General features: G+C 30.0%; 36 protein-coding genes. 18 read left to right on the forward strand and 18 right to left on the reverse strand.

Going from position 1 to position 19,387, the window contains the following annotated elements:
• The first annotated feature begins 61 nt into the window (after positions 1-61).
• A complete protein-coding gene (locus EV01_RS01960; RefSeq protein ID WP_032516937.1) occupies positions 62-364 on the forward strand; it encodes a hypothetical protein in 303 nt (100 codons plus the stop codon).
• 180 nt (positions 365-544) lie between these two features.
• Here EV01_RS01960 and EV01_RS09900 read toward each other — a convergent pair whose 3' ends face one another.
• The 5 genes from EV01_RS09900 to EV01_RS01945 form a co-directional block, all read right to left on the reverse strand.
• Positions 545-691 carry a hypothetical protein gene (locus EV01_RS09900; protein ID WP_002808068.1) on the reverse strand — a complete coding sequence of 49 codons (147 nt, stop codon included), beginning with the start codon at positions 689-691 and terminating at the stop codon, positions 545-547.
• 392 nt (positions 692-1,083) lie between these two features.
• Positions 1,084-1,893: a phosphate ABC transporter ATP-binding protein PstB gene (pstB, locus tag EV01_RS01955; RefSeq protein WP_032516936.1), complete on the reverse strand. Its 810-nt coding sequence runs from the start codon at positions 1,891-1,893 to the stop codon at positions 1,084-1,086.
• On the reverse strand, positions 1,894-2,787 hold the full coding sequence (gene pstA / locus EV01_RS01950; protein WP_032516935.1) for a phosphate ABC transporter permease PstA: 894 nt from the start codon (positions 2,785-2,787) through the stop codon (positions 1,894-1,896).
• Between the two features lie 6 nt (positions 2,788-2,793).
• Entirely contained in the window at positions 2,794-3,741 is a 948-nt protein-coding gene (pstC, locus tag EV01_RS0109160) for a phosphate ABC transporter permease subunit PstC (RefSeq protein ID WP_032516934.1), read from the reverse strand.
• A gap of 80 nt (positions 3,742-3,821) precedes the next feature.
• Positions 3,822-4,091, reverse strand: coding sequence for an ArsR/SmtB family transcription factor (locus tag EV01_RS01945; RefSeq protein ID WP_050496420.1), 270 nt, complete (start codon positions 4,089-4,091; stop codon positions 3,822-3,824).
• Between the two features lie 162 nt (positions 4,092-4,253).
• Here EV01_RS01945 and EV01_RS01940 point away from each other — a divergent pair, with 162 nt between their 5' ends.
• Together EV01_RS01940 and arsJ are read left to right on the forward strand one after the other, a co-directional pair.
• The gene (locus EV01_RS01940; protein WP_032516933.1) at positions 4,254-4,505 is read left to right on the forward strand and encodes a glyceraldehyde 3-phosphate dehydrogenase NAD-binding domain-containing protein; all 252 of its coding nucleotides are present in this window, start codon (positions 4,254-4,256) and stop codon (positions 4,503-4,505) included.
• A gap of 112 nt (positions 4,506-4,617) precedes the next feature.
• The gene (gene arsJ / locus EV01_RS01935) at positions 4,618-5,874 is read left to right on the forward strand and encodes an organoarsenical effux MFS transporter ArsJ (RefSeq protein WP_032516932.1); all 1,257 of its coding nucleotides are present in this window, start codon (positions 4,618-4,620) and stop codon (positions 5,872-5,874) included.
• Here arsJ and pstS read toward each other — a convergent pair.
• From pstS to EV01_RS01905, 8 genes are all read right to left on the reverse strand, one after another.
• Positions 5,842-6,813, reverse strand: a complete 972-nt coding sequence (pstS, locus tag EV01_RS01930; RefSeq protein ID WP_032516931.1) for a phosphate ABC transporter substrate-binding protein PstS — start codon at positions 6,811-6,813, stop codon at positions 5,842-5,844. The two genes, arsJ and pstS, sit on opposite strands and share 33 nt — an antisense overlap.
• Positions 6,814-6,979: 166 nt before the next feature.
• Positions 6,980-7,348, reverse strand: coding sequence for an LptA/OstA family protein (locus EV01_RS01925; RefSeq protein WP_032516930.1), 369 nt, complete (start codon positions 7,346-7,348; stop codon positions 6,980-6,982).
• Entirely contained in the window at positions 7,349-7,702 is a 354-nt protein-coding gene (locus EV01_RS01920) for a c-type cytochrome (protein ID WP_032517114.1), read from the reverse strand. It lies immediately after the preceding gene.
• A gap of 54 nt (positions 7,703-7,756) precedes the next feature.
• Positions 7,757-8,812 carry a potassium channel family protein gene (locus EV01_RS01915; protein ID WP_032516929.1) on the reverse strand — a complete coding sequence of 352 codons (1,056 nt, stop codon included), beginning with the start codon at positions 8,810-8,812 and terminating at the stop codon, positions 7,757-7,759.
• 183 nt (positions 8,813-8,995) lie between these two features.
• Complete coding sequence (locus tag EV01_RS10055) at positions 8,996-9,127, reverse strand: hypothetical protein (protein WP_275040845.1); 132 nt, start codon at positions 9,125-9,127, stop codon at positions 8,996-8,998.
• Between the two features lie 77 nt (positions 9,128-9,204).
• Positions 9,205-9,558: a DUF1499 domain-containing protein gene (locus EV01_RS01910; RefSeq protein WP_025890629.1), complete on the reverse strand. Its 354-nt coding sequence runs from the start codon at positions 9,556-9,558 to the stop codon at positions 9,205-9,207.
• 122 nt (positions 9,559-9,680) lie between these two features.
• On the reverse strand, positions 9,681-9,818 hold the full coding sequence (locus EV01_RS09905; RefSeq protein WP_193741453.1) for a hypothetical protein: 138 nt from the start codon (positions 9,816-9,818) through the stop codon (positions 9,681-9,683).
• A 96-nt stretch (positions 9,819-9,914) separates the two neighbouring features.
• A complete protein-coding gene (locus EV01_RS01905) occupies positions 9,915-10,298 on the reverse strand; it encodes a hypothetical protein (RefSeq protein ID WP_032516928.1) in 384 nt (127 codons plus the stop codon).
• A gap of 283 nt (positions 10,299-10,581) precedes the next feature.
• Between EV01_RS01905 and EV01_RS01900 the strand changes: the two genes are divergently transcribed.
• Positions 10,582-10,893: a DUF3303 domain-containing protein gene (locus EV01_RS01900; RefSeq protein ID WP_011818215.1), complete on the forward strand. Its 312-nt coding sequence runs from the start codon at positions 10,582-10,584 to the stop codon at positions 10,891-10,893.
• A gap of 308 nt (positions 10,894-11,201) precedes the next feature.
• On the opposite strand, the gene EV01_RS01890 is transcribed toward EV01_RS01900, so the two are convergent.
• Complete coding sequence (locus tag EV01_RS01890) at positions 11,202-11,444, reverse strand: hypothetical protein (RefSeq protein ID WP_032516926.1); 243 nt, start codon at positions 11,442-11,444, stop codon at positions 11,202-11,204.
• A 21-nt stretch (positions 11,445-11,465) separates the two neighbouring features.
• Positions 11,466-11,702, reverse strand: coding sequence for a hypothetical protein (locus EV01_RS0109165; RefSeq protein WP_032516925.1), 237 nt, complete (start codon positions 11,700-11,702; stop codon positions 11,466-11,468).
• Positions 11,703-12,233: 531 nt separating this feature from the next.
• Between EV01_RS0109165 and EV01_RS10060 the strand changes: the two genes are divergently transcribed.
• From EV01_RS10060 to EV01_RS01875, 4 genes are all read left to right on the forward strand, one after another.
• Positions 12,234-12,359 (forward strand): hypothetical protein, encoded by a 126-nt coding sequence (locus tag EV01_RS10060; RefSeq protein ID WP_275040846.1) that lies wholly within the window; start codon positions 12,234-12,236, stop codon positions 12,357-12,359.
• A 289-nt stretch (positions 12,360-12,648) separates the two neighbouring features.
• The gene (locus EV01_RS01885) at positions 12,649-12,900 is read left to right on the forward strand and encodes a hypothetical protein (RefSeq protein WP_032516924.1); all 252 of its coding nucleotides are present in this window, start codon (positions 12,649-12,651) and stop codon (positions 12,898-12,900) included.
• A gap of 258 nt (positions 12,901-13,158) precedes the next feature.
• A complete protein-coding gene (locus EV01_RS01880; RefSeq protein WP_032516923.1) occupies positions 13,159-13,386 on the forward strand; it encodes a hypothetical protein in 228 nt (75 codons plus the stop codon).
• Positions 13,386-13,640: a hypothetical protein gene (locus EV01_RS01875; protein ID WP_032516922.1), complete on the forward strand. Its 255-nt coding sequence runs from the start codon at positions 13,386-13,388 to the stop codon at positions 13,638-13,640. Before EV01_RS01880 ends, EV01_RS01875 begins: the two co-directional genes overlap by 1 nt.
• Positions 13,641-14,173: 533 nt before the next feature.
• Here the strand turns inward: EV01_RS01875 and EV01_RS01870 are convergent.
• Positions 14,174-14,839 (reverse strand): SDR family oxidoreductase, encoded by a 666-nt coding sequence (locus EV01_RS01870; RefSeq protein ID WP_032516921.1) that lies wholly within the window; start codon positions 14,837-14,839, stop codon positions 14,174-14,176.
• 163 nt (positions 14,840-15,002) lie between these two features.
• Between EV01_RS01870 and EV01_RS0109170 the strand changes: the two genes are divergently transcribed.
• From EV01_RS0109170 to EV01_RS01845, 8 genes are all read left to right on the forward strand, one after another.
• Positions 15,003-15,209: a hypothetical protein gene (locus tag EV01_RS0109170; RefSeq protein ID WP_032516920.1), complete on the forward strand. Its 207-nt coding sequence runs from the start codon at positions 15,003-15,005 to the stop codon at positions 15,207-15,209.
• Between the two features lie 62 nt (positions 15,210-15,271).
• Positions 15,272-15,463 (forward strand): hypothetical protein, encoded by a 192-nt coding sequence (locus EV01_RS01865; protein WP_032516919.1) that lies wholly within the window; start codon positions 15,272-15,274, stop codon positions 15,461-15,463.
• A complete protein-coding gene (locus EV01_RS01860; protein ID WP_032518594.1) occupies positions 15,453-15,662 on the forward strand; it encodes a hypothetical protein in 210 nt (69 codons plus the stop codon). Before EV01_RS01865 ends, EV01_RS01860 begins: the two co-directional genes overlap by 11 nt.
• Before the next feature lie 181 nt (positions 15,663-15,843).
• Positions 15,844-16,056, forward strand: coding sequence for a TIGR02450 family Trp-rich protein (locus tag EV01_RS01855; protein ID WP_032516917.1), 213 nt, complete (start codon positions 15,844-15,846; stop codon positions 16,054-16,056).
• Positions 16,057-16,154: 98 nt separating this feature from the next.
• A complete protein-coding gene (locus tag EV01_RS09915; protein WP_193741455.1) occupies positions 16,155-16,328 on the forward strand; it encodes a hypothetical protein in 174 nt (57 codons plus the stop codon).
• Between the two features lie 518 nt (positions 16,329-16,846).
• Positions 16,847-17,101: a chlorophyll a/b-binding protein gene (locus EV01_RS01850; RefSeq protein ID WP_032516916.1), complete on the forward strand. Its 255-nt coding sequence runs from the start codon at positions 16,847-16,849 to the stop codon at positions 17,099-17,101.
• Between the two features lie 99 nt (positions 17,102-17,200).
• On the forward strand, positions 17,201-17,398 hold the full coding sequence (locus EV01_RS09400; RefSeq protein ID WP_032516915.1) for a hypothetical protein: 198 nt from the start codon (positions 17,201-17,203) through the stop codon (positions 17,396-17,398).
• A gap of 6 nt (positions 17,399-17,404) precedes the next feature.
• A complete protein-coding gene (locus EV01_RS01845; protein ID WP_032516914.1) occupies positions 17,405-17,587 on the forward strand; it encodes a hypothetical protein in 183 nt (60 codons plus the stop codon).
• Positions 17,588-18,082: 495 nt separating this feature from the next.
• Here EV01_RS01845 and EV01_RS09405 read toward each other — a convergent pair whose 3' ends face one another.
• Positions 18,083-18,316: a hypothetical protein gene (locus EV01_RS09405; protein ID WP_072013458.1), complete on the reverse strand. Its 234-nt coding sequence runs from the start codon at positions 18,314-18,316 to the stop codon at positions 18,083-18,085.
• 2 nt (positions 18,317-18,318) lie between these two features.
• A complete protein-coding gene (locus EV01_RS01840; protein WP_032516913.1) occupies positions 18,319-18,609 on the reverse strand; it encodes a DUF1651 domain-containing protein in 291 nt (96 codons plus the stop codon).
• Between the two features lie 192 nt (positions 18,610-18,801).
• Between EV01_RS01840 and EV01_RS01835 the strand changes: the two genes are divergently transcribed.
• Both EV01_RS01835 and EV01_RS0109180 read left to right on the forward strand, forming a co-directional pair.
• On the forward strand, positions 18,802-19,038 hold the full coding sequence (locus tag EV01_RS01835) for a hypothetical protein (RefSeq protein ID WP_032516912.1): 237 nt from the start codon (positions 18,802-18,804) through the stop codon (positions 19,036-19,038).
• A 69-nt stretch (positions 19,039-19,107) separates the two neighbouring features.
• Positions 19,108-19,365 carry a hypothetical protein gene (locus EV01_RS0109180; RefSeq protein WP_032516911.1) on the forward strand — a complete coding sequence of 86 codons (258 nt, stop codon included), beginning with the start codon at positions 19,108-19,110 and terminating at the stop codon, positions 19,363-19,365.
• The last annotated feature ends 22 nt before the right edge of the window (positions 19,366-19,387 follow it).

Consider the following 19,387-nt stretch of genomic DNA (forward strand, 5'->3'; position numbering starts at 1 on the left):
TAATGACCCTTCCTTTAGCAAGCAATCTACGTTATAAAAAAAATAAACACATTTTATAGAAATGAAGAAATTAATACCCTTGATTTTATTTCCATTTCTTGTAATTCCATTTGGGGCTAAAGCAAATGATAATTTCTCTGTTGAGATAGAGGCACTCACACTAGTAATGGAGCAATATAAGGAAGATACTGAATCAAGTGTTGAACCAAATATAGAAGATAAAAAGCCAAGTTATATGGCTCTTAAACAGGATGAATGTAATGCAACTGTTGAAGTTACAGAAAAAACAGGATTAGAGGTTATCAATACTGAATTTTTCGATGTAAATGTCTGCTTGAAAGAAATCTATAAAGTAATCAACTAAATAAGCAGGTTATAAAAATATAATAAAAACAAATTAAAGAGGTCTTTTACTTAAAGAAGGTAAGACCTCGAGACCTAACAGAAAACTTTGGAACGGGTTCTGCATACCCAATTAATAACCAAAACGAAATTGTAGAGGTGTAATTAAAAGTACAAAACCTAAAATTTTTCTTTTAAATAATTATTTTTTCTTTGATAAAGTTTGTGATTCTTCTCTAGACATTAATGCTTCAATTTGAGCAAGAACTTTTTGAAGTTCATCCGTTTTTGTAAGAGATGCTTCGGCAACTTCTCTTAATTTTTCTAACTGTTCTTTAGTTTTATCCATGATAAATAAATTAGAAATTAACCACTTTTAAAAATGGTTTTAATACAGATTTTTACTCCCACACAGATTCATATTCTCTCTTTTTTTTATAAAGTCAAATAAATTTGCCCTTATTAGAGTTTTATGAGGACTTCCAATTAATTCTTTATTTATAATAGAAATCATAAGATAAGCTGAAATACAAAAACTTTTAAATTATGAGGTAAATACAGGTAAACCTATTGTTGCAGTAGTTATAAGAGCCCCTGCAAAAATTAAAAAAGGTAGAAAAGGATAGTTTTTCAAAGATAAACTCACTGATTCGAGATAACTATATAGGTATTTATACTGTTTGTCTACCCTTTGCCTGTCTTAAAAGTAAAAATTTTTCTTTTAAAGGTAAAAATTTAACATCAACCAAATTTACCAGATATATATTCTTGAGTGGTTTTTTCTTTGGGAGAGTTGAAAATTTTCTTAGTAGAATTAAATTCTGCAAGATAACCGACCTTCCCCCCATCCCCATCTTCATATTCAATTGCATTAAAAAACGCAGTCATATCACTAACTCTTAATGCCTGTTGCATATTATGAGTAACGATTATTATTGTGTAATTCTTCTTAAGTTCATGCATGGTCTCCTCTATTTTCAAAGTAGAGATTGGGTCTAAAGCTGAGCATGGCTCATCCATTAGAATTATTTCAGGCTCAATTGCGATGGTTCTTGCTATACATAGTCTTTGTTGTTGTCCGCCAGATAAAGAGTAGCCACTATCATTTAATTTATCCTTACATTCGTCCCACAAGGCAGCTTTTCTAAGTGAACTTTCCACTAATTCATCCATATCTCCATTAAAGCCATTGATTCTTGCCCCAAATGCAATATTTTCATAGATAGATTTTGGGAAAGGATTTGGCTGTTGAAAAACCATCCCAATTCTTCTTCTTACTTCAACTGGATCTACTCTTTTATCGTAAATATTAGTTCCATCAAAAAGGACAGTACCCTTTAGTGAGCAATTAGGAATTAAATCGTTCATCCTATTTAATGATCTAAGAACAGTTGATTTACCACAACCAGAAGGTCCAATTAGTGAGGTTATATTTCCTTTTTTAAAATTACAAAAAACATTTCTTACTGCTTCAAAAGTTCCATAACTAATAGAAACATTCTCAAGAGATAGAATTATATTCTTTGGTGTTTTTTTATTAGTTTTAATCATTTATACTCTCTTAGTTTTCTCAGTAAAAGCGGCTAATACCCTTGAAAATATATTTACTGATAGTATCGATAAAACAAGAATAAAGGAAGCTGCCCAGGCAAGTTTATTCTGTGCATCGTATGGTTCTAGAGCAAAGTTATATATCAATACGGCCAATGAACCCATCTCATAAAACAAGTCTCCAAAGCCTGTTATGTAGTAATAAGAGAATAAAGCCGTAAATATCAATGGTGCTGTTTCCCCTGCAGCTCTTGCAATTCCAAGTACAACGCCAGTAGCAATAGACCTAAAGGCAGAGGGCAAAGTAACTTTCAATATAGTTGTATACATACTTGCGCCAACACCAAGAGAGGCATATCTCAATTCATTTGGCACTAACTTTAAACCTTCATCAGTCGTCTTTATCACAGTAGGCAACATCAATATTGAGAGCGCCATTCCACCAGCCAAACCACTGTACATACTTCCAAATAAGATCTTTGTAGAAACAACTAAGGCATAAATAAAGACACCGGCAATTATTGAGGGGACTCCCGCCAGAACATTAACTCCGAATCTAATAAACCTTGAAAAAACACCACCTTTAGAGTATTCCGCCAGATATATTCCTCCGCCAACACCTACCGGTATTGCAATAATTGAAGCAATGGTAGTTATTATTAATGTGCCTATTAAGGCAGGGTTAATACCTCCTGCATCTAAATCATCTCCAGGAGGATTTGGCTCTAGAGTAAATAATTCTGGTGTGATTTGAGATCCACCTTTAATAAGGATATAAGTCACTAGAAAAATCAAAGGAAGTATTGCTATCAACGCACAAATTACTGATAAAGAAGTAAAGAATTTATCTCCTATATTTCTTGATAATCTTTTCTGGTAATAAAGAGAATTCATAATTATCTAATATTTGAGACTAAATTTCTTAACTAGCCATTGCGCAAAGATATTAACCACTAAAGAAAGGATCATCAGGACAAAAGCTGCATAAAAAAGTGATGAAACCTGACTTCCATCAGCTTCACCAAACTGGTTTGCAAGCATGGATGAAATGGTATATCCAGGAGATAATAGAGACCAACTAAATGCATTGGAATTACCAATAATCATTGTGACAGCCATTGTTTCTCCCATTGCTCTTCCTAAAGCAAGAAGAACACCTGCCATAATTCCTGATAACGCTGCTGGCAAGATTACTGAAAATATTGTTTTCCATCTACTTGCCCCAATTCCATATGCTGCATTTCTTAGCTTTTTAGGAACCTGATTAAGTGAATCCCTTGAAATGGAGGTCACTATTGGCAAAAGCATTACTACTAAAATCAATATTGCTAAAAAAGAATTCCTACCTGTTGGTTCTGTACTGAATAAAGGTATCCAACCAAAGAAATTATGTAAAAAGACAAAAAAGGCTCTAAAAGAAGGTTCCATAACAAATATTGCCCAAAGTCCCAGTACAACTGATGGAATTGCTGCTAATAATTCAACAAAAGAACCTATTATTTCTCTAAAAACTTTCGGGACAAAGTCCTCTGTAATAAATATTGCAGTTCCAACGCCCAAAGGGATAGTTATTAATAAAGAAAGAAATGAGGTTACTAATGTGCCATATATTGCGGTAAAAGCTCCGTATTCATCTTTTACAGGATTCCATTCAGAGGTTACTAGAAACTTCAATCCATACCTTGAAAAGGATTCAAATGACTGAAAAAAGACTACTAAAATTATTCCTAAAAGTATTATTGCTACGAAACTAGACAAAACTAGAGCAGTATTCTTGAAGATAATATCTATATTTTTTTCGATACCGAATCTTTTACGATTCTTGAAAAGAGTTAATTTCTCTTCCATTAAAAAAACAATATCTCTATAAATCTACTACTAAATGAGCAAAAAGACTTTCAGAAAATTCAAAAAATTTTGATATTTGATTATTTACAATTCCTCTTATTCTTGGATGACTGAATTAAGTTACCCATCCAATTTTGAATATCTGATAATACTTCTAAATTTAATTTGTAGTAGACCCACCTTCCTTCTTGTCTGTCACTGATTAGGCCTGAATCTTTAAGAATTTTTATATGATAAGAAATTTTCGATTGGGACAATCCAGTAACTTTTACTATGTCGCAAACACATATCTCTCCATTCATCATTAATTCAAGAATATTTATTCTAATTGGATCAGAAAGAGATTCCATTATCCCAACAAACTGCGCACTATTAATCTTTTTAAGTTGCTCTAACAAGGCCTAGAGATAATTTATTTTTAATATTAACCTAAAAAATAGAATTCCACATATCAAGTGTTATTGATATATCAAATATTTTTGATATATAATTAGTCAGGTTTAAGATGTTTCATGAAAATTGGAATTAACGGATTTGGGCGAATTGGGAGGCTGGCTTTAAGAATCTTGTGGCAAAGGAAAGATATAGAAATAACTCATATAAATGAAACAGGAGGAGACTCCTTAGCCGCATCTCACTTATTAGAATTTGATTCTGTTCATGGCAGATGGAACAAAAATATTATTTCGAAAAAAGACGAAATAATAATTGAAGGAAAAAAAATTTCATTTACATCAAAGAAGGGCTATCAACGATGGTTGTAAATTCAAATTTATTAAAGATTTATGCTTGGTATGACAATGAGTGGGGATATAGTTACAGACTTGCAGATTTGACTTCTTTTGTAATTGAAAAAGAAAAAAAATTTTAGTTTTTATGAAAATATCTAGTCTTCAACAATATAGTGTCGTCACAGCAAACTATTGGGCATTTACGCTTACTGATGGAGCATTAAGAATATTAGTTGTTGGCCACTTTCATGCACTAGGTTATTCAACCCTGCAAATTGCTTTACTGTTTCTTTTCTACGAGTTTTTTGGAATAATTACAAACCTTTATGGTGGCTGGATAGGAGCAAGATATGGTTTAAGGCTTACTTTATGGATAGGAACAATTCTCCAAATTATTGCTCTTTTCATGTTGATTCCTGTCAAAGATAATTGGCCAGTAATCCTTAGCGTCGCATACGTTATGTTGGCTCAAGCGCTCAGCGGAGTAGCAAAAGATCTAAATAAAATGAGTGCAAAATGTGCAGTTAAATCAATAGTTACAAGTTCAGAAGAAAAAAATCAAAATAGTCAAAAACAATTATTTAAGTGGGTTTCAATTTTAACAGGATCTAAAAATGCGCTCAAGGGGGTTGGTTTCTTCTTAGGTGGACTTTTATATAAGATATTAGGCTTTAATAATGCTTTAAAAATAATGGGTTTGGGTCTTTGTGTCGCATTCTTTTTAACTTTGTGTCTTCCTAAAGATTCAGGGAAAATGAAAAGAAAACCTGTTTTTAAAGACCTTTTTTCCAAGTCTGAAGGTATAAATATTCTCTCAAGTGCTAGATTTTTCTTGTTTGGAGCAAGAGATGTCTGGTTTGTAGTTGCACTTCCTGTGTTTTTAGATATTTCTTTTGGATGGGATTATTTAAAAATAGGTCTTTTCTTGGGTGGATGGATAATAATCTACGGTTTCTTTCAAGTATTAGCTCCATTACTAAGAAAAGTATGGAGAAAAAAAACTAGTCCAACAAAAACAACCGTTCAATTTTGGGGACTTATCTTGACAGTCATTCCATTATTTATTGCTTTAGCTTTAAACGGTGATAAATCATTAGGGCCTGTAATTGTAATTGGATTAATAATATTTGGCTTTATTTTTGCAATGAATTCTTCTACTCATTCGTACTTAATTTTGGCTTATTCAGATAATGAAAAAGTAAGTTTAAATGTTGGTTATTACTATATGGCTAATGCAGCTGGAAGATTATTAGGAACCTTACTATCTGGCTTATTATTTATGCTAGGCAGAAATGCCACTCTTGGTCTTCAATATTGTTTATATGCTTCAACTGCCTTGATTTTTATTGCATGGCTTACCAGTTCTAAATTACCTTCCTATTCTTCCAACAGCATCGATTGATTTTTTTAGAATTTCCCCTTTTAAAGGAACGAAGCCTAAAGCAGGAGCTTTTGATTGGTATTCATCACTTAGCAATTTATAGAACGTATCTTGAATTGCCTTAGTATTCCTGCCGTTACCTTTTTCATAAGCGAGTATCCAAGTCAAGGTTGCTATTGGATAAGCTCCTTTAGCAGTAGGATTCGGATTTTTACCAGCCAAGTTTTCATCAAGATTTATTCCATTTAAAGCTATTGCTCCTGACTCAGTATTGGGAGTAACGAATTCACCAGAAAGATTTTGAAGTGCAGCAGCTTTAACATTACCTTTAATATATGACTGGTTTACATAACCAATTGCACCTGGAGTATTTTGTATAACACCGGCCACACCAGAATTGCCTTTAGCTCCTACTCCTGCAGGCCATTTAACAGATTTACCAGTACCAAGATTCCAAGTTTTAGAAAAAGCCTCCATAGAATTTGTAAAAGCTTTAGTAGTTCCTGAACCATCAGAACGATGAGCCCAAGTTAATTTACCTGACTTGCATCCTAATTCCTTCCAATTTTTTATCATTCCCAACGCAACTTGAACAGCTTGTTCTTGTGTTAGTTTCAGGTCGCAGTCATAGTTATATCCGAATGCAATTGTGCCTCCTACCATAGGTATTTGAACAAGCCCTCTTGTAACTTTCTCTATATCAGAATCTTTCATAGGATCATCTGATGCACCAAAATTTACAGTTTCATCTATAAAGGCTTTTCTGCCAGACCCAGAACCTACTGCCTGATAATTAACTCTTGGTCCTCCAGATTTAGCTAAGTCAAAAAACCACCTAGTATAAATTTTTGATGGAAATGAAGCACCAGCTCCGCTCAATCTTTTTGAAGCAATCGCTGCTGGAGAGAAAACTAATGAGATAGCAGAAGAAATAATGAGAGCTTTCTTAAAAATGCTCATAACATCGTTATGGTTGAAGATAATTCATTTATAACATCAAACATAAAGCCAAAAGCAAAGATTAAGAAATACATCAAAATATTTTGATATAATCAATAATTCTTGATATATCTATTTTATTAGCTCAGCTAGCAATTTAAATTTCAATTAAATATCGACTCTTTATTTAAAATTTAATTTTTGTTGTTACTCTATTTTTATTTTGAGATTTGAATTCAAAAATTCCCGTATCAGTAAATATGGTCAACTCATCTCCAGATGTTTCTTCAATTGCAATTCCCTCAGACTCTAAATTTTTTACATATACATTACCAATAAGTTTTAGGGATTTATCGTCCTTATCATAAGAAAGCTTGTCCGAATAAGCCTCAAAATTACCATTACTACTCTTAATAACTACATTTCCCTTGGCCTCTAAATTACCTTCTAAAGTATTTGTTTGAGAATCAGATGTAATTGTGTAATTAATTAATTCCTCAGCAAAAGAATATTCAGCTAATAGAAATAAAAACAATGCAAGAAGTATGCTTTTCATCTAATCCCAACCTTTTTCTGCATTTTGAATGATCCATTGGGCAAGAACCTTATCCTCACCAACCTTTAATTTATTTTTATAACCTTTCATAAAACCAATCCCATCATTAGCAATTTTTGTTAGTGAATTTACATCTGCTATTCCTCTTTTTTCAAGGTCGTAAAGTCTTAATGATTTGGATCCTTTAAGAACGACTGATCCACCCCTTACATGGCAGCCTGCACAAACATTTCTAAAAATTGTTTCTCCATCTTTAATATCAGAAGCCATTAGATATCCGTTTTGCGAAGAGGCTTGAAAAATAATTATTAAAGTTATTACAGGAATAACGAATAGAAATTTAAATATTTTCATTTGATTTGTTCCACCAAGAATCAATTTAGCAATTAATTCTGAATCTTGATCTATCTACTTTAATAGCTCTACTGCTACAACAAGATTTCCTAATAATCCGTTCAAAATATTTAGTTGTTCTTTACTACCAAATGCTATTAATACCTGACCTGGTTGAAGTATGAAATTACCTCCAGGATTAGTAAACAACTTTTCATTTTCTTTAATGGCTAATATTTTTGCACCACTCTTTTTGCCTATTCCAAGTTCAGAAAGTGATCTTTTCTCTGCTGTTTCAAAAAGACTAATATCATTACTTAATTCAAATTCCTCAATCTCACATTCACTTCCTGCAAGTAGATCAAGAAAATCAATAGCAATAGGTCTTAAAGCCATAGATGCCATTGCTCTTCCTGCAGCTATATAAGGACTCACAACTATACTTGCTCCAGCTAATCTCAACTTACTTGCAGCTTCTTCAGTTCCAGCTCTTGCAATTACTCTCATAGAACTTCTTATCCCTTTAGCACTTAAAACAACATATAAATTAGCAGCATCATTAGGTAAGGTAACGACCAAACTTTTGCATTTTTCTAATCCTGCCAGTTTTAAGGTCTCATCAAGAGTTGCATCAGCACAAAGAACTTCTAAACCATTTTCTTCAGCAATCTTTTTTCTATCTTCGTCGCTCTCAACCACAATAATTGGAATATTTTGTGTTTTTATTTGGTTAGATATTTCCTGACCAACCCTCCCATATCCGCACAAAATTACATGATTTTCCATTTTTCTAAGAAGTCTTTTAAAACGTAATTCGTTTACTCTTTGAAAATAGCCGGATTCGAATAATCTAACAGCTTTTTGAAAAGTAAATTGAATAAAGATCAATCCGCCAACGATTACCAAAACAGTTACGATCCTGCCCTCAGGGCTTAAAGGTTGAACTTCTCCAAAACCAATAGTGGTTATTGTGATTAGAACCATCCATAAGCAATCACTCCATTCCCATCCTTCTGTTATTCGATAGCCAATTGCACCTAAAAAAAACAGAAAGAATAAAGAATAAATAAGACCAAACCAAGGCCTTAAATAGTCTTTAATAAAATAGAACTCAAATAATCTAAGCTTCATATCCCTTATTATCGTTAACTATTCAAAAATTTCAAAAAAATTTTCTATTATGTTTCTAAAACTATTTATTTGTTTAAGTGAAATATATACAAAGCAGAATAATAATATTTATTTTCGTAGCTCTATGCATTAAACAAATGATTACTGTCTCAGGTCTTATTTAATGCTTCATTAAAAGTTAGTTTAGGGTTTTACTTGTACTGATTCAATAAGAAAATCAGAAGCTACTTTTAACCAATCCGCGACTGTAAGACGGAGATCAGGTTGAGAATATACAAGCGCGACAATGATTCCAACTAAGATTATCTTTACCATGACAATTCAAATATTATTATGAATTAAAGCACAACTACTTAGTAAAAAGAACCTTAAATTTATAAAAAATAGATTAATTAAAATTTCTCTAATTGATTAAACAAGTATTCCACTCTTCTTAGGTTTACGCCTAAATCAGATTGCCCTAATCTTGCTGCAGATCTTATCTGAATAATTCCTTTTGATCTATCTACATAACTTCTTACATCAAGCTTTAAAATTTCGAGGTCATCTGGAAATCTAAAAATTAAGCTTCTACAAACACCTCTCCAATAATTTCTACCACTTTCAATAACTTCTGTACGAGGTAACCCTTCTGCCAGAGAAACAAGTTGAATAAACTTTTGATCTACATTTATTAGTTTCTTTTCAACTAAGACACTATTTAATGGATTAGTTATTGGAGCAAGACCTTGAATAGAGGAAACCATATTTTTTAAGAAATATATAGACGTTCTAACCGATTTCACATACAAAGTGAGAGAAAAAAAGTAAATAAATTCCTCATAAATTTAATCTCTTTATAAAGATTTCTTATTTTTTGATCAAAATTCTAAAATTTGAGATTTTTAATTGTTCTTTTTGATAGAGATGGTTGTCTACCTTTATTAATAGTTAGTTTCCTAACCCATAAAAAAACTCCAAGAAGCAAAAAAATTTCAACAATAATTCCAACCTTTATTAGACTCAACTTCTATCCTCTTTCTTCTTGTTGGTGCCTTCAATGTATGGCACAAGAATATTTAATAACCACTTTTTAAATGTATTTAACACTTTCATAATCTTTTTACTTGCCTTTTCTCCACAAACTCCTCCCTTTAATGAGATCCTCTATATTTGGCCAAGCTGCTATTAATTCTTTAAGTGCCTTTCTGTTAGGAGTATAGAAAACACATGACAATGCACTTAATACATAAAGTATGAACCATAACTTACTTTCTGAATAAGCTAAAACCAAAGAGAAAATAAAACTTCCAATAAAGAAAAAGAAAAATGACCTATTTAGTATTTCTAATGGAGTTCTTTTAAGTCTGTAAAATTTAATCTTTTTACCATCTTCTTTAGTACCTTTCTGAAATTTACTTTCGTACGAATTAATTATTTCTTCTTCGAGAACTTTTTCATACTCTAAATTATCAATTGGATCGCTTTGATCCTTTTTATTTATCATTGGTTTCTATACAGTACAAATATGGTAACTAATTTAAGGTATTTTAAAAAGTATCAAATTTTATCTGTTAACTGGAGCTATACGAACAGATCATGGTTTTGAAAATACTTCAAGATTGCCCTATTTATGAAAGATAAATTAGTCAAAATATTCTTTTTGATTTTCCCAAATCTTTCAGACATTTAAAACAATCACTTCTATAAACTTGATAGCATTGATTAAATTAGGAAGCAATATCTAAATCTAGAGTTAAAATAGTTTAAAGATTTTAATAATAATCTATATGCAAAGGTATTTGATTTCCTACGAATTTACAGATGGCGAAGATCAAGAAGAAGGAGCAGAAATGCTAATTAATTGGTACGAATCAGGTGGTCCTCAAAACAGACCTGAAAACTATGAGGTTCATTCTTGGATTTTTATGGTTCAAAATGGGATTGGACATTCTGTAGTAAGTGCAGATTCTCTTGAGACAATTTGGAAGCAATGGCATCCCTGGAGAAGGTTAATGGATATAAGTATTCAGCCGTGTATGGATCTTGATGAGACAGTCGGATTATTCAAAAAACAAAAAATGAATACACGAATAGTCTAAAAGTATTTGACTTACAAATATAAATTTCTTTTTAGTAGCACCTAATACTACATACACATAACACTGCGTTAAAAAGGATAAGATTAGTTTTCTATGATGAATGATTCTTATCACATTTACTTCAAAGGAGAAATTCTTTTCAAGAATTTAAGTAAAGATGAATTTGAATTTGTTTGGGGAAAACTCTATACATCCTATATAAATGCCCTAAATAAAGAGCTGACCTATGAATTAATTAGCGAAAACAATGTTATAGAGCCGGCCTTTAACCTTGAGCCATCTTACTAAATCAAGAACTAATTCCTAGATTATGAATAAAACAAGAAAAGCTGTCTCTCTTTTATTTTGAGGTACTCTTTCTCTTCTTTAGTTATATCTAAAGCAATTTTATTTGCCTCCAATTCTACATTCGAACTATAAGTTTCAAAGTTTTCCTCTCTTTTAAATAGGGCAACAATACCAATATCTGTTATGAACCAAATAAAATGATCAGTTTCTCCAATTGGCTCCTCTTTTAAGGAATCCAAAATCAAATCACAAGTTGAATCCATTTAATTAATCTTAGAGGGATTTTAATTGCCCCCATTGCAATACCTTACGGCCTCAGAATTGGTGCCACCATCTTCAATAATTTCTGCAACACATTTATTAAAAAGTTTAGATTCCTTTTTTACTGAACAGAATCCAAAAGCAATTGCAGTTAATGCTATTGCCGATACGAAACTAGAACTCAGTTGTATAAAACCATAAGCAAACATAATATTTTTCTTTCCAGAACATTTTTTTGAATCCTTTTTTTCTTCTGTCATTTTGAGTGATTAACTTATTCAAATTTATTTGATTAATTTTAGGTTTAAGAAATATTTGCATAGAGAAAACCGTATTAAACAACTTTTAATCATCTATGACAAAAATTAAAAATTTCAAGTTTAGATTGATTTTTCTTCACTTTAATTTTCAATTTGACACATGATAAAGAAAAAACTTTTTAAATTTTTTATCAACATAAGCTTCAAGTATAGATATTTTAACTTATTTAAAAAATAATGATCCCACAGTTATAACAAGAGATTATGCTATTTTTTAAAGTATATTTTATTTTTTTTGATAAAGCATTAATACTTAAAAATTTTTCCAGAAAAGCTTGTTTTGATAATGCTCCCGAAGAGTTATCCACTTTTTAAGCGTTTTTCAACAGGTTTTTCCACAATATGTTGATTAAATTTGAATTTCTATGTGCAAAATAAAATATTATCTTCTTTTAAGAAAAAAATATCCACAATTTTTTTTTGGGATCACTATCATTTTTTTGTCTTTAAATAATTTCAAGTAATAATCTTATGAATCTAAAAGAGACAAAAAAGGATTTAAATTCCGAAATCAAAAAAGAGTTAGGAAAATCTAGGCTTAAAGTTCTTACTAATGAAAATGATTTTTTAGTTAAAAACCTCAAGAAGGCTGGATGAACTACTAGAACTTAAAAAATTATTTTTTAAACAATAAATTTATAAACTTACTTCCTGAGACAAATAATATTCTTGAATGATCACCCCAAAAAATTTAATTTTAAGAAATATAAAATTTCTATTAAATATACAATTTAATACTCTTTATACCAAACATATAAAATAAATCCTAGTTATATTATTCAAATCTCAGTAAGAGATCAGATTAGAAATATAAACGGGAAACTCAAATTTTTAATTCATTAAAAAATTCCCTTTTCAAGTATTCGCATCATAGTTTCAATAAAAAATGAATATTCAAGAACTTAAATTCAACTACAAAAAGCTTTTAAACAAAGCTGCAAAAGCAAACGGCCGTAAAGAAACTGTTTCTTACTTAAAAGGTGCTGCTAAAATTAAATCAAAAATCTATTCGAAGACTAAAGTAAATTGCTTTAGATGTAATGGAGCAGGTTTTCTAAGAATTTCATTAGATGAGACTAAAACATGTCTATCTTGCTACGGAAAGGGTTTTTTAATTAAAGAAATTCAGCAAGTTTAAAAATTGTTTATGAAAGATCTCATTCAAGCGCACAAAAAATTAATTAAAACAGTAAAAGAACAAATGGGATTTTCTGATTATGGGATGTATTGGTTAGCTTTCCTGGAAGGGGGTCTAACTATATGGCTGCTGGATAGAATATTTTTCCACTGGTTAAAGTTTTAATTTTTATTGAGGTAAAAAACATCTCTCTGCAGGTATTAAATAAATTAGTTTATCGAAACCATAAGAAAAGTTGTAGGATGGTAAAAAACTAATATGCAATTACTCGGATTAATTCTTCTTCTAGCTAGTAGCTGGTATCTATGGAAATTAACATCAAACTTTCTTGATGAACCAACAAAAAAAGAACTGGCTAATAGTTTAAATAACCTCAAAAATAAATTCTCTGAGGGGAAACAAAATTTCTCTAAAGCAAAAATAAGCGATGCTTGGGAAAAATACAAAGAAGAAGGTGGTGCCTTATCTAATAAAGAAAAAAGCTAGTGGACTTTTTTATTATTACAAGTCTCACTAAAGATATTTCTAGAATTGATCTAATTGGTATTTTGTTTGGTCATTTAATTTTTGGTGTTGCATTGACACAACTTTTAGATTGGACGTGGTTAAAGAACCTTATGAGTGAAGAAGATAAAAGAAGGATGCTTAAAAGCTATACATGGAAAGACTTATTAGTAGATGGAGCAATTGTTACGGTAGTTCTAGGAATAATCTTTTTGATAATTAGCATTTTTCTATAATGAACGTAACTTACATCCTTTTAGTTTTTTTAATGATATCAATTGTGATTTTCACTCAAATAATCAATTCCTCCTATAAATCAAAATAAATGACCGAAGTGACTAGTAACTCCTCAACTGGATGGTACTTAATCGCTTTGGTAAGCACTTTATCTTTTTTAGCCTTAATTTACTTTGGCCAAAAAAAATAGAATAAATTTTGAAAGACTCTTTAAATTCATAAAAAAAGCTCTACAACTTCATGAGATGCAGAGCTTTTAATTATTAAGTAACTGATTTATATAAATCTGTTGAGTATAAAACCTTTTTTCTTAATCAAAGAAAAAGAGACCGATGAATGTGATGAAGATACTGAATTCACGGCCCCTTTGATAACCGCATTTTTCGGTAGATACGACAATGAATCACCTCCTTTACTAATGTTTTTTTAAAGATAACTAAAAATAATGAAACAAGGAATGAAATTCGTTAAAAATTTAAAAGTTTTTTAACAAATTAACAATATACATCTCTTAAAAATAAAAAAATAGATATCACCAAGGCAATACTTCTCCGTTGGCATGCCAAAAAGTACCCGAGTTATTTTTATTTAAAGAATCAATTCGTTTTAAAAGGCCATTTGCTGATTCTTCAGGACTAATTCCATTTCTTGTAAAGCCAGTCATTCTTGTACTCACTAACCCAGGATGTAAAATAGCTACATAAATATCATCCCTTGATAAATCTATAGAAAGTGATTTTGCTGCCATAGACAAGGCTACCTTAGACATCCTGTAACCATAAGAACTTCCAGATGAATTATCTTCAATAGATCCCATCCTACTTGTGATAAAAGCAACTTTAGAAGATCTTTTTAAAAGGTGTTTAAGTGATTGGGTCATACATATTGGGCTCAATGCATTAACTTCAAATTGCCGTAAAATACTTTTTTTATCAAAGTTTTCTAAAGAATTAAATTCATAAATTCCTGCATTATGAATTAAGCAATCTAAATTAACTCCAGATAGTTTTTTACACAAATTTGTTATCGACTCATCAGAAGATATTTCTATATTCTCTTCAATTCTCACTCCTAAATCTTTAAGTTCTTTTGAAGCTTTCCTACATGTTGCAATTACGTTATCTCCCCTCTTATGAATTTGCCTGCATAGTTCTAATCCAATACCCCTATTTGATCCTGTAATTAGATAAGTCGACATCTCTAAGCTAAAAAATAAAAATCAATCTAAATCAAATATAAAAGAAAACGAACTAGAAAAAGAAAAAATTCCTTATTAGATTTTTTAAGGTTATGATGGGTTATGAAATTTAAATGATTTTATAAAAGAAAGCAAAGATATTTTTATCATCAAAATTTAATGTATGGAAATTTACAATCAAGAATTTATTCAAGAGATTATTAGGATAACGTGGAGAAATCCTGCTTTCATGGCTATAGCTATTGCATTAGTTTGGCTTATCCCACAATTATTTATCAGAAAAATAATGGCAAAAAAATATGAAAGAAGAAAAATAGAAATTCAGAAAAATAAAATTCAGAAGCTTTACCCAACTAATACTCCTAAATAAAAATTTTTATTTATAAAATGATCTATCGTATAAAAAAAATACTTCTTGCATCTAATTAATATATGACTTACAAAATAATCAGAATTGATGGGAAAGATGACGAAATAACAGCTCAAAGTTTTGATAAGTATTCAGATGCGTTCGATTTGTTAGAGAAGCTTTATGGAGATTCATGTTGTTCAGATGCTGATTATGGAGAGATGACCTATTACGATATTGTTGAAAATAATTTAAAAAATATTAATGGAAAATAAAAAATGGGCTCCCTCCCAAGAAGAAAATTTAGGGGTAATAACGAGTGTATATGAATTCATTAAAGAAGAACTTTCAGACCTTCAAAAAAAAACTGGATGTCCCGATTCATTTATTTATGATTTTATTGGCAAGATTCAGAATGAATGGCATCCTGAATCTTGCCACACGATAGTTAGAAATCAAAAAAAGAAAAATTAGAAAATATTAAATCTTCAACGCAAATTTATAAAATTTCTCTAATATAATTTGAATTTAAAAATAATAAATCATGATTATTAGAATACTAGGAATCGTACTTATCCTTGGAACGATTGCATATTATGGTTTAGTTTTAACTGGTCAGAGCAACCTTTAGTTTTTTTAACTTTTAAAATTTCTCATGAAATGGCCTCCTACTTTGTGTTGGACAGCACCAAAAACTATTAATGGTAATAGACATTTTCAAGTTAAAGCTTTTGGTGGGAAAAGTGAAAATAGATGGGTTGATATTTTTCCTACCAAAAATAAAAAAGATATTAAAAGGATCTCATGGGCAAAACTAAAATCAGAATGGACTACTGGATGGTTAAGGCTTCCAAAAGATAAAGATTAATTTTCTATGTAAACAAATATTATTAACCAGAAAACTGTAAAAAATAATACCTAACTCAAAAAAAATAACTTCTAAAATTTTTTAAACTGCTGTTTAATATGAAGTCAGAACCGAAGAAAAAACTTCCTAATAAAAAAGTTATAAGTTCAGCAAAATTTGAGGCTAAAGAACAATTCACTAAATCTGCATTAGAAAATTTAAAAACAGAAAATGAAAGACTTGTTAATTCACTAAAAAAATCTGGGGAGATTAAAGAATCAAAAGGAAAATAGAATTACAGTATTTAAAATTTTTTATTATTATATATTTTTACAGATTGAGAAATGATTGAAAAAATCTCTCTAGCAAATTCTCATTTACCTCAACTTATTGGGTTTGTATTGATGTCAATTGGTTACACATTAGGCAATAAATTCTACCTTCCGGAAATCAAACAAAAATAATAATTTTTAGTTATTAAAAAATTTTTTAAAAATTAATAACATTGAAAATATTTCTTATAAAAATTTTCAGCATTTTATCTGATTTAAAATAAAACTTTGAAGCTAATTCTGAAATTCAATTAAGACTAGTCTTAGGATGTTCGTGTCACATAAATGTAACATAAAAGTCCTTAAAAAATGTGAAATCAAAAGAAAAAGTAAGGATTCATACTAATTTTATTTAAATATGTTACATTCTTTAATAATTGAATCTCTCCTGTAAACAAAGAAGAAATGAGGAAATGTTTGATATTTACAAATGTCAATTACTCTTTGGCTTACTTATTGATCACATATGAAATCTAAAAATGGATGCACTTACTAGTTTTATAGTTGTTATCATCGCAATTACGATTCAATTCTCTTTATACGCAATCAAAAGGTTGCAGGAACCCTTAGAACCAAATTATTTGATAGATAAAAATTCGAAAAAGAATAAAAACTACATGGGTAAATATTGGAAAAATGCTGAAATAACAAACGGGAGATTAGCTATGATTGGTTTTTTAGCTTTGATAATAAACTACGGCTTTTTTGGGTGGATAATACCTGGTTTTATTTAAACTATCAATACATTAAGGTCTTAAAGAAAAAAAAATCTCACCCTCAAAACAAACTCTCCTTTTAAAAAAAAAATTTTTATTATAAGAAAAAAAAAACAATTGAATAATTCTGATTTTGATAAAAATGGATTGGACAGCTATGGAATACATTGGCTTCAATATGCTGCCTTTGCTGTCTCTAGTTTTGCTATATTTACAACCTGGGCATTTTTTTATGATGAAAGATTCCACAACGTTGTAATGAATATTTTCAGGATTATTAACTGCAGTGGGTTTAACTGTAATGGAGCATTTTAAAATTCTATGGCTAATCCAGATCAAAAAATAATATTAATTGATAACGCTTTTGAGGAAATAAAAAACATTTGTTTAAATCTTCAACAAGATACTGATGTTTCGAATTCAGAAATTAAAAGTTTACTAAAACTAATTATTAATGAATGGGAAGAAAAAGAAGAACAAAAAACTGGTTTTGGATTCAGGTAAATTTACCCACTATCTATAAAGAGACTTAGGCCTCAAATCATATTAATATGAATAAATTTTTTACTTTTAAAAATTAATATTTAGAATTTACATTTTTTAGAAAGAAATCAAAAAGGAATGAATCTCAAATAGAAGATTCATTCCAGATTTAGCATTAGTTTTATCTAGATTTAAATTTTATAATTTAACTTCTTTGGTGGACTGTCAATCATTAGATCCCTCCTATTCAACAAGTTAAACCTAAGCCTTACTTATTAAGAAAGTAAATCAGTAAAAATGCTGATTTATTATTTTCAAAATGTTTGAATTAAAGATGCCAATTCTGGTGCATCTAATAAAAGTGCAAAAAATGTAAGCACAACTAATAAAAATAAGGAAAAGTAGAATTGAATCATTCTTCAAAATTACTTAAAAAGAATTTTTTAAGTTGTATAAAATAATGCTTTATTTACATAATTAAATATCTATACCAAGAGAAGTTTAATTAGAGAATAATTAAGATACTTCAGGGGTAAATATCGTCCTATTTTTTTGCCAATACTCACAGCCTTTAAGTAAATGATCACCCTGTGGTATGCGTTTTTCGTATCTTGGACATATCAAGACAGTAGCAAAAGTTTCTGTAGTGCTGTAGCGAAAATGATTGCAAGTAATACAAATCTTTGTACGTTTTCGTTTTAGGATAGATTCTTTTAGATATTCCCATTTTGAAGGATTTACCTTAGACATGATTAGTGGAATTTACTAGTAACATTTTGCCAACCTCCTGCAACTAATTCATTCCATGTTTCGCAAGCACAATCAACAGAATGTAGTCTCGAGTTTTTAAGTTGGGCTGGTTCACCTAATTCATTTGCATAGAAAAGGTGAGTATAAACTTTTAAATTATTAGATAGAGATTTCTTATAACTCTCAAAAAGAATTAATAAACCACTTTTTTTGTTAAACAACCAGCCAGTTGGGGTGTCAATAAGGCTGCCAATATGAAAATTAGTCCGAACATTCGCCACTCCTGATGTCATCGAGATAATACAGTTGTACTATTAATATAAATGTACTACTCTTGAACGTCAAGTATTAATCTAAAAAATTATTTAAATATGAAAATTACTTCTCAGAAATAATCAGCCTTATACTTCTTATTTGGTAATAGTGTATACAAGTAATACCTTGAAAAAGAAAATAACATTAAAGAGTATATTCGGAAGAATGCAATGTATCGAAATCCCTTCTATTTAGGATGGAATAAAGGTTGGTCTTTTTTATTTTTTTTAGAGGGTGGCATTGCAAAAATTGAAGCAAAAGGTTTTGGTATATCTATTACCACGAAAGTTGAGAAAGGAGAATCACCTCTAGAATCTGCGGATAGATTAGTTTCGAAAGAGCAAAGGATTCGAAAATCAAGATATTATTCTTGGGTTAAATCTATTAATGAAAAATCAATAAATTAAGCAATCCTTCAATTACTAAAGTAATTTGTTGACAATCAATTTAAAATAGAAATTAATTATTTTTTTCTCGTGTCCAACAAATTTTATGAATGGTGGAAAAACCACAGAAAAGTTGTAACCTATGGAGCTTTTATCATCTTGTTTGGTTTTTATTTATCTCCTGTTGTAAAAGAAGCAAAATACAAAAACCAATGTATTAAGAATTCTACTAAAGGAGCCTTAACTAAATTTAATAAGGACGATATAGGACAACCTTTACTAGAGGAAACAGGTTTGAGCATTGATGAACTAGCAAAAATTGAAGGTTATAAGAATTGCATTAATTAAAAAGTTTGAAAATTCGCTTAAT

The organism is Prochlorococcus marinus str. MIT 9401 (genome assembly GCF_000760095.1).
Taxonomy (GTDB): Bacteria; Cyanobacteriota; Cyanobacteriia; order PCC-6307; family Cyanobiaceae; genus Prochlorococcus_A; species Prochlorococcus_A marinus_I.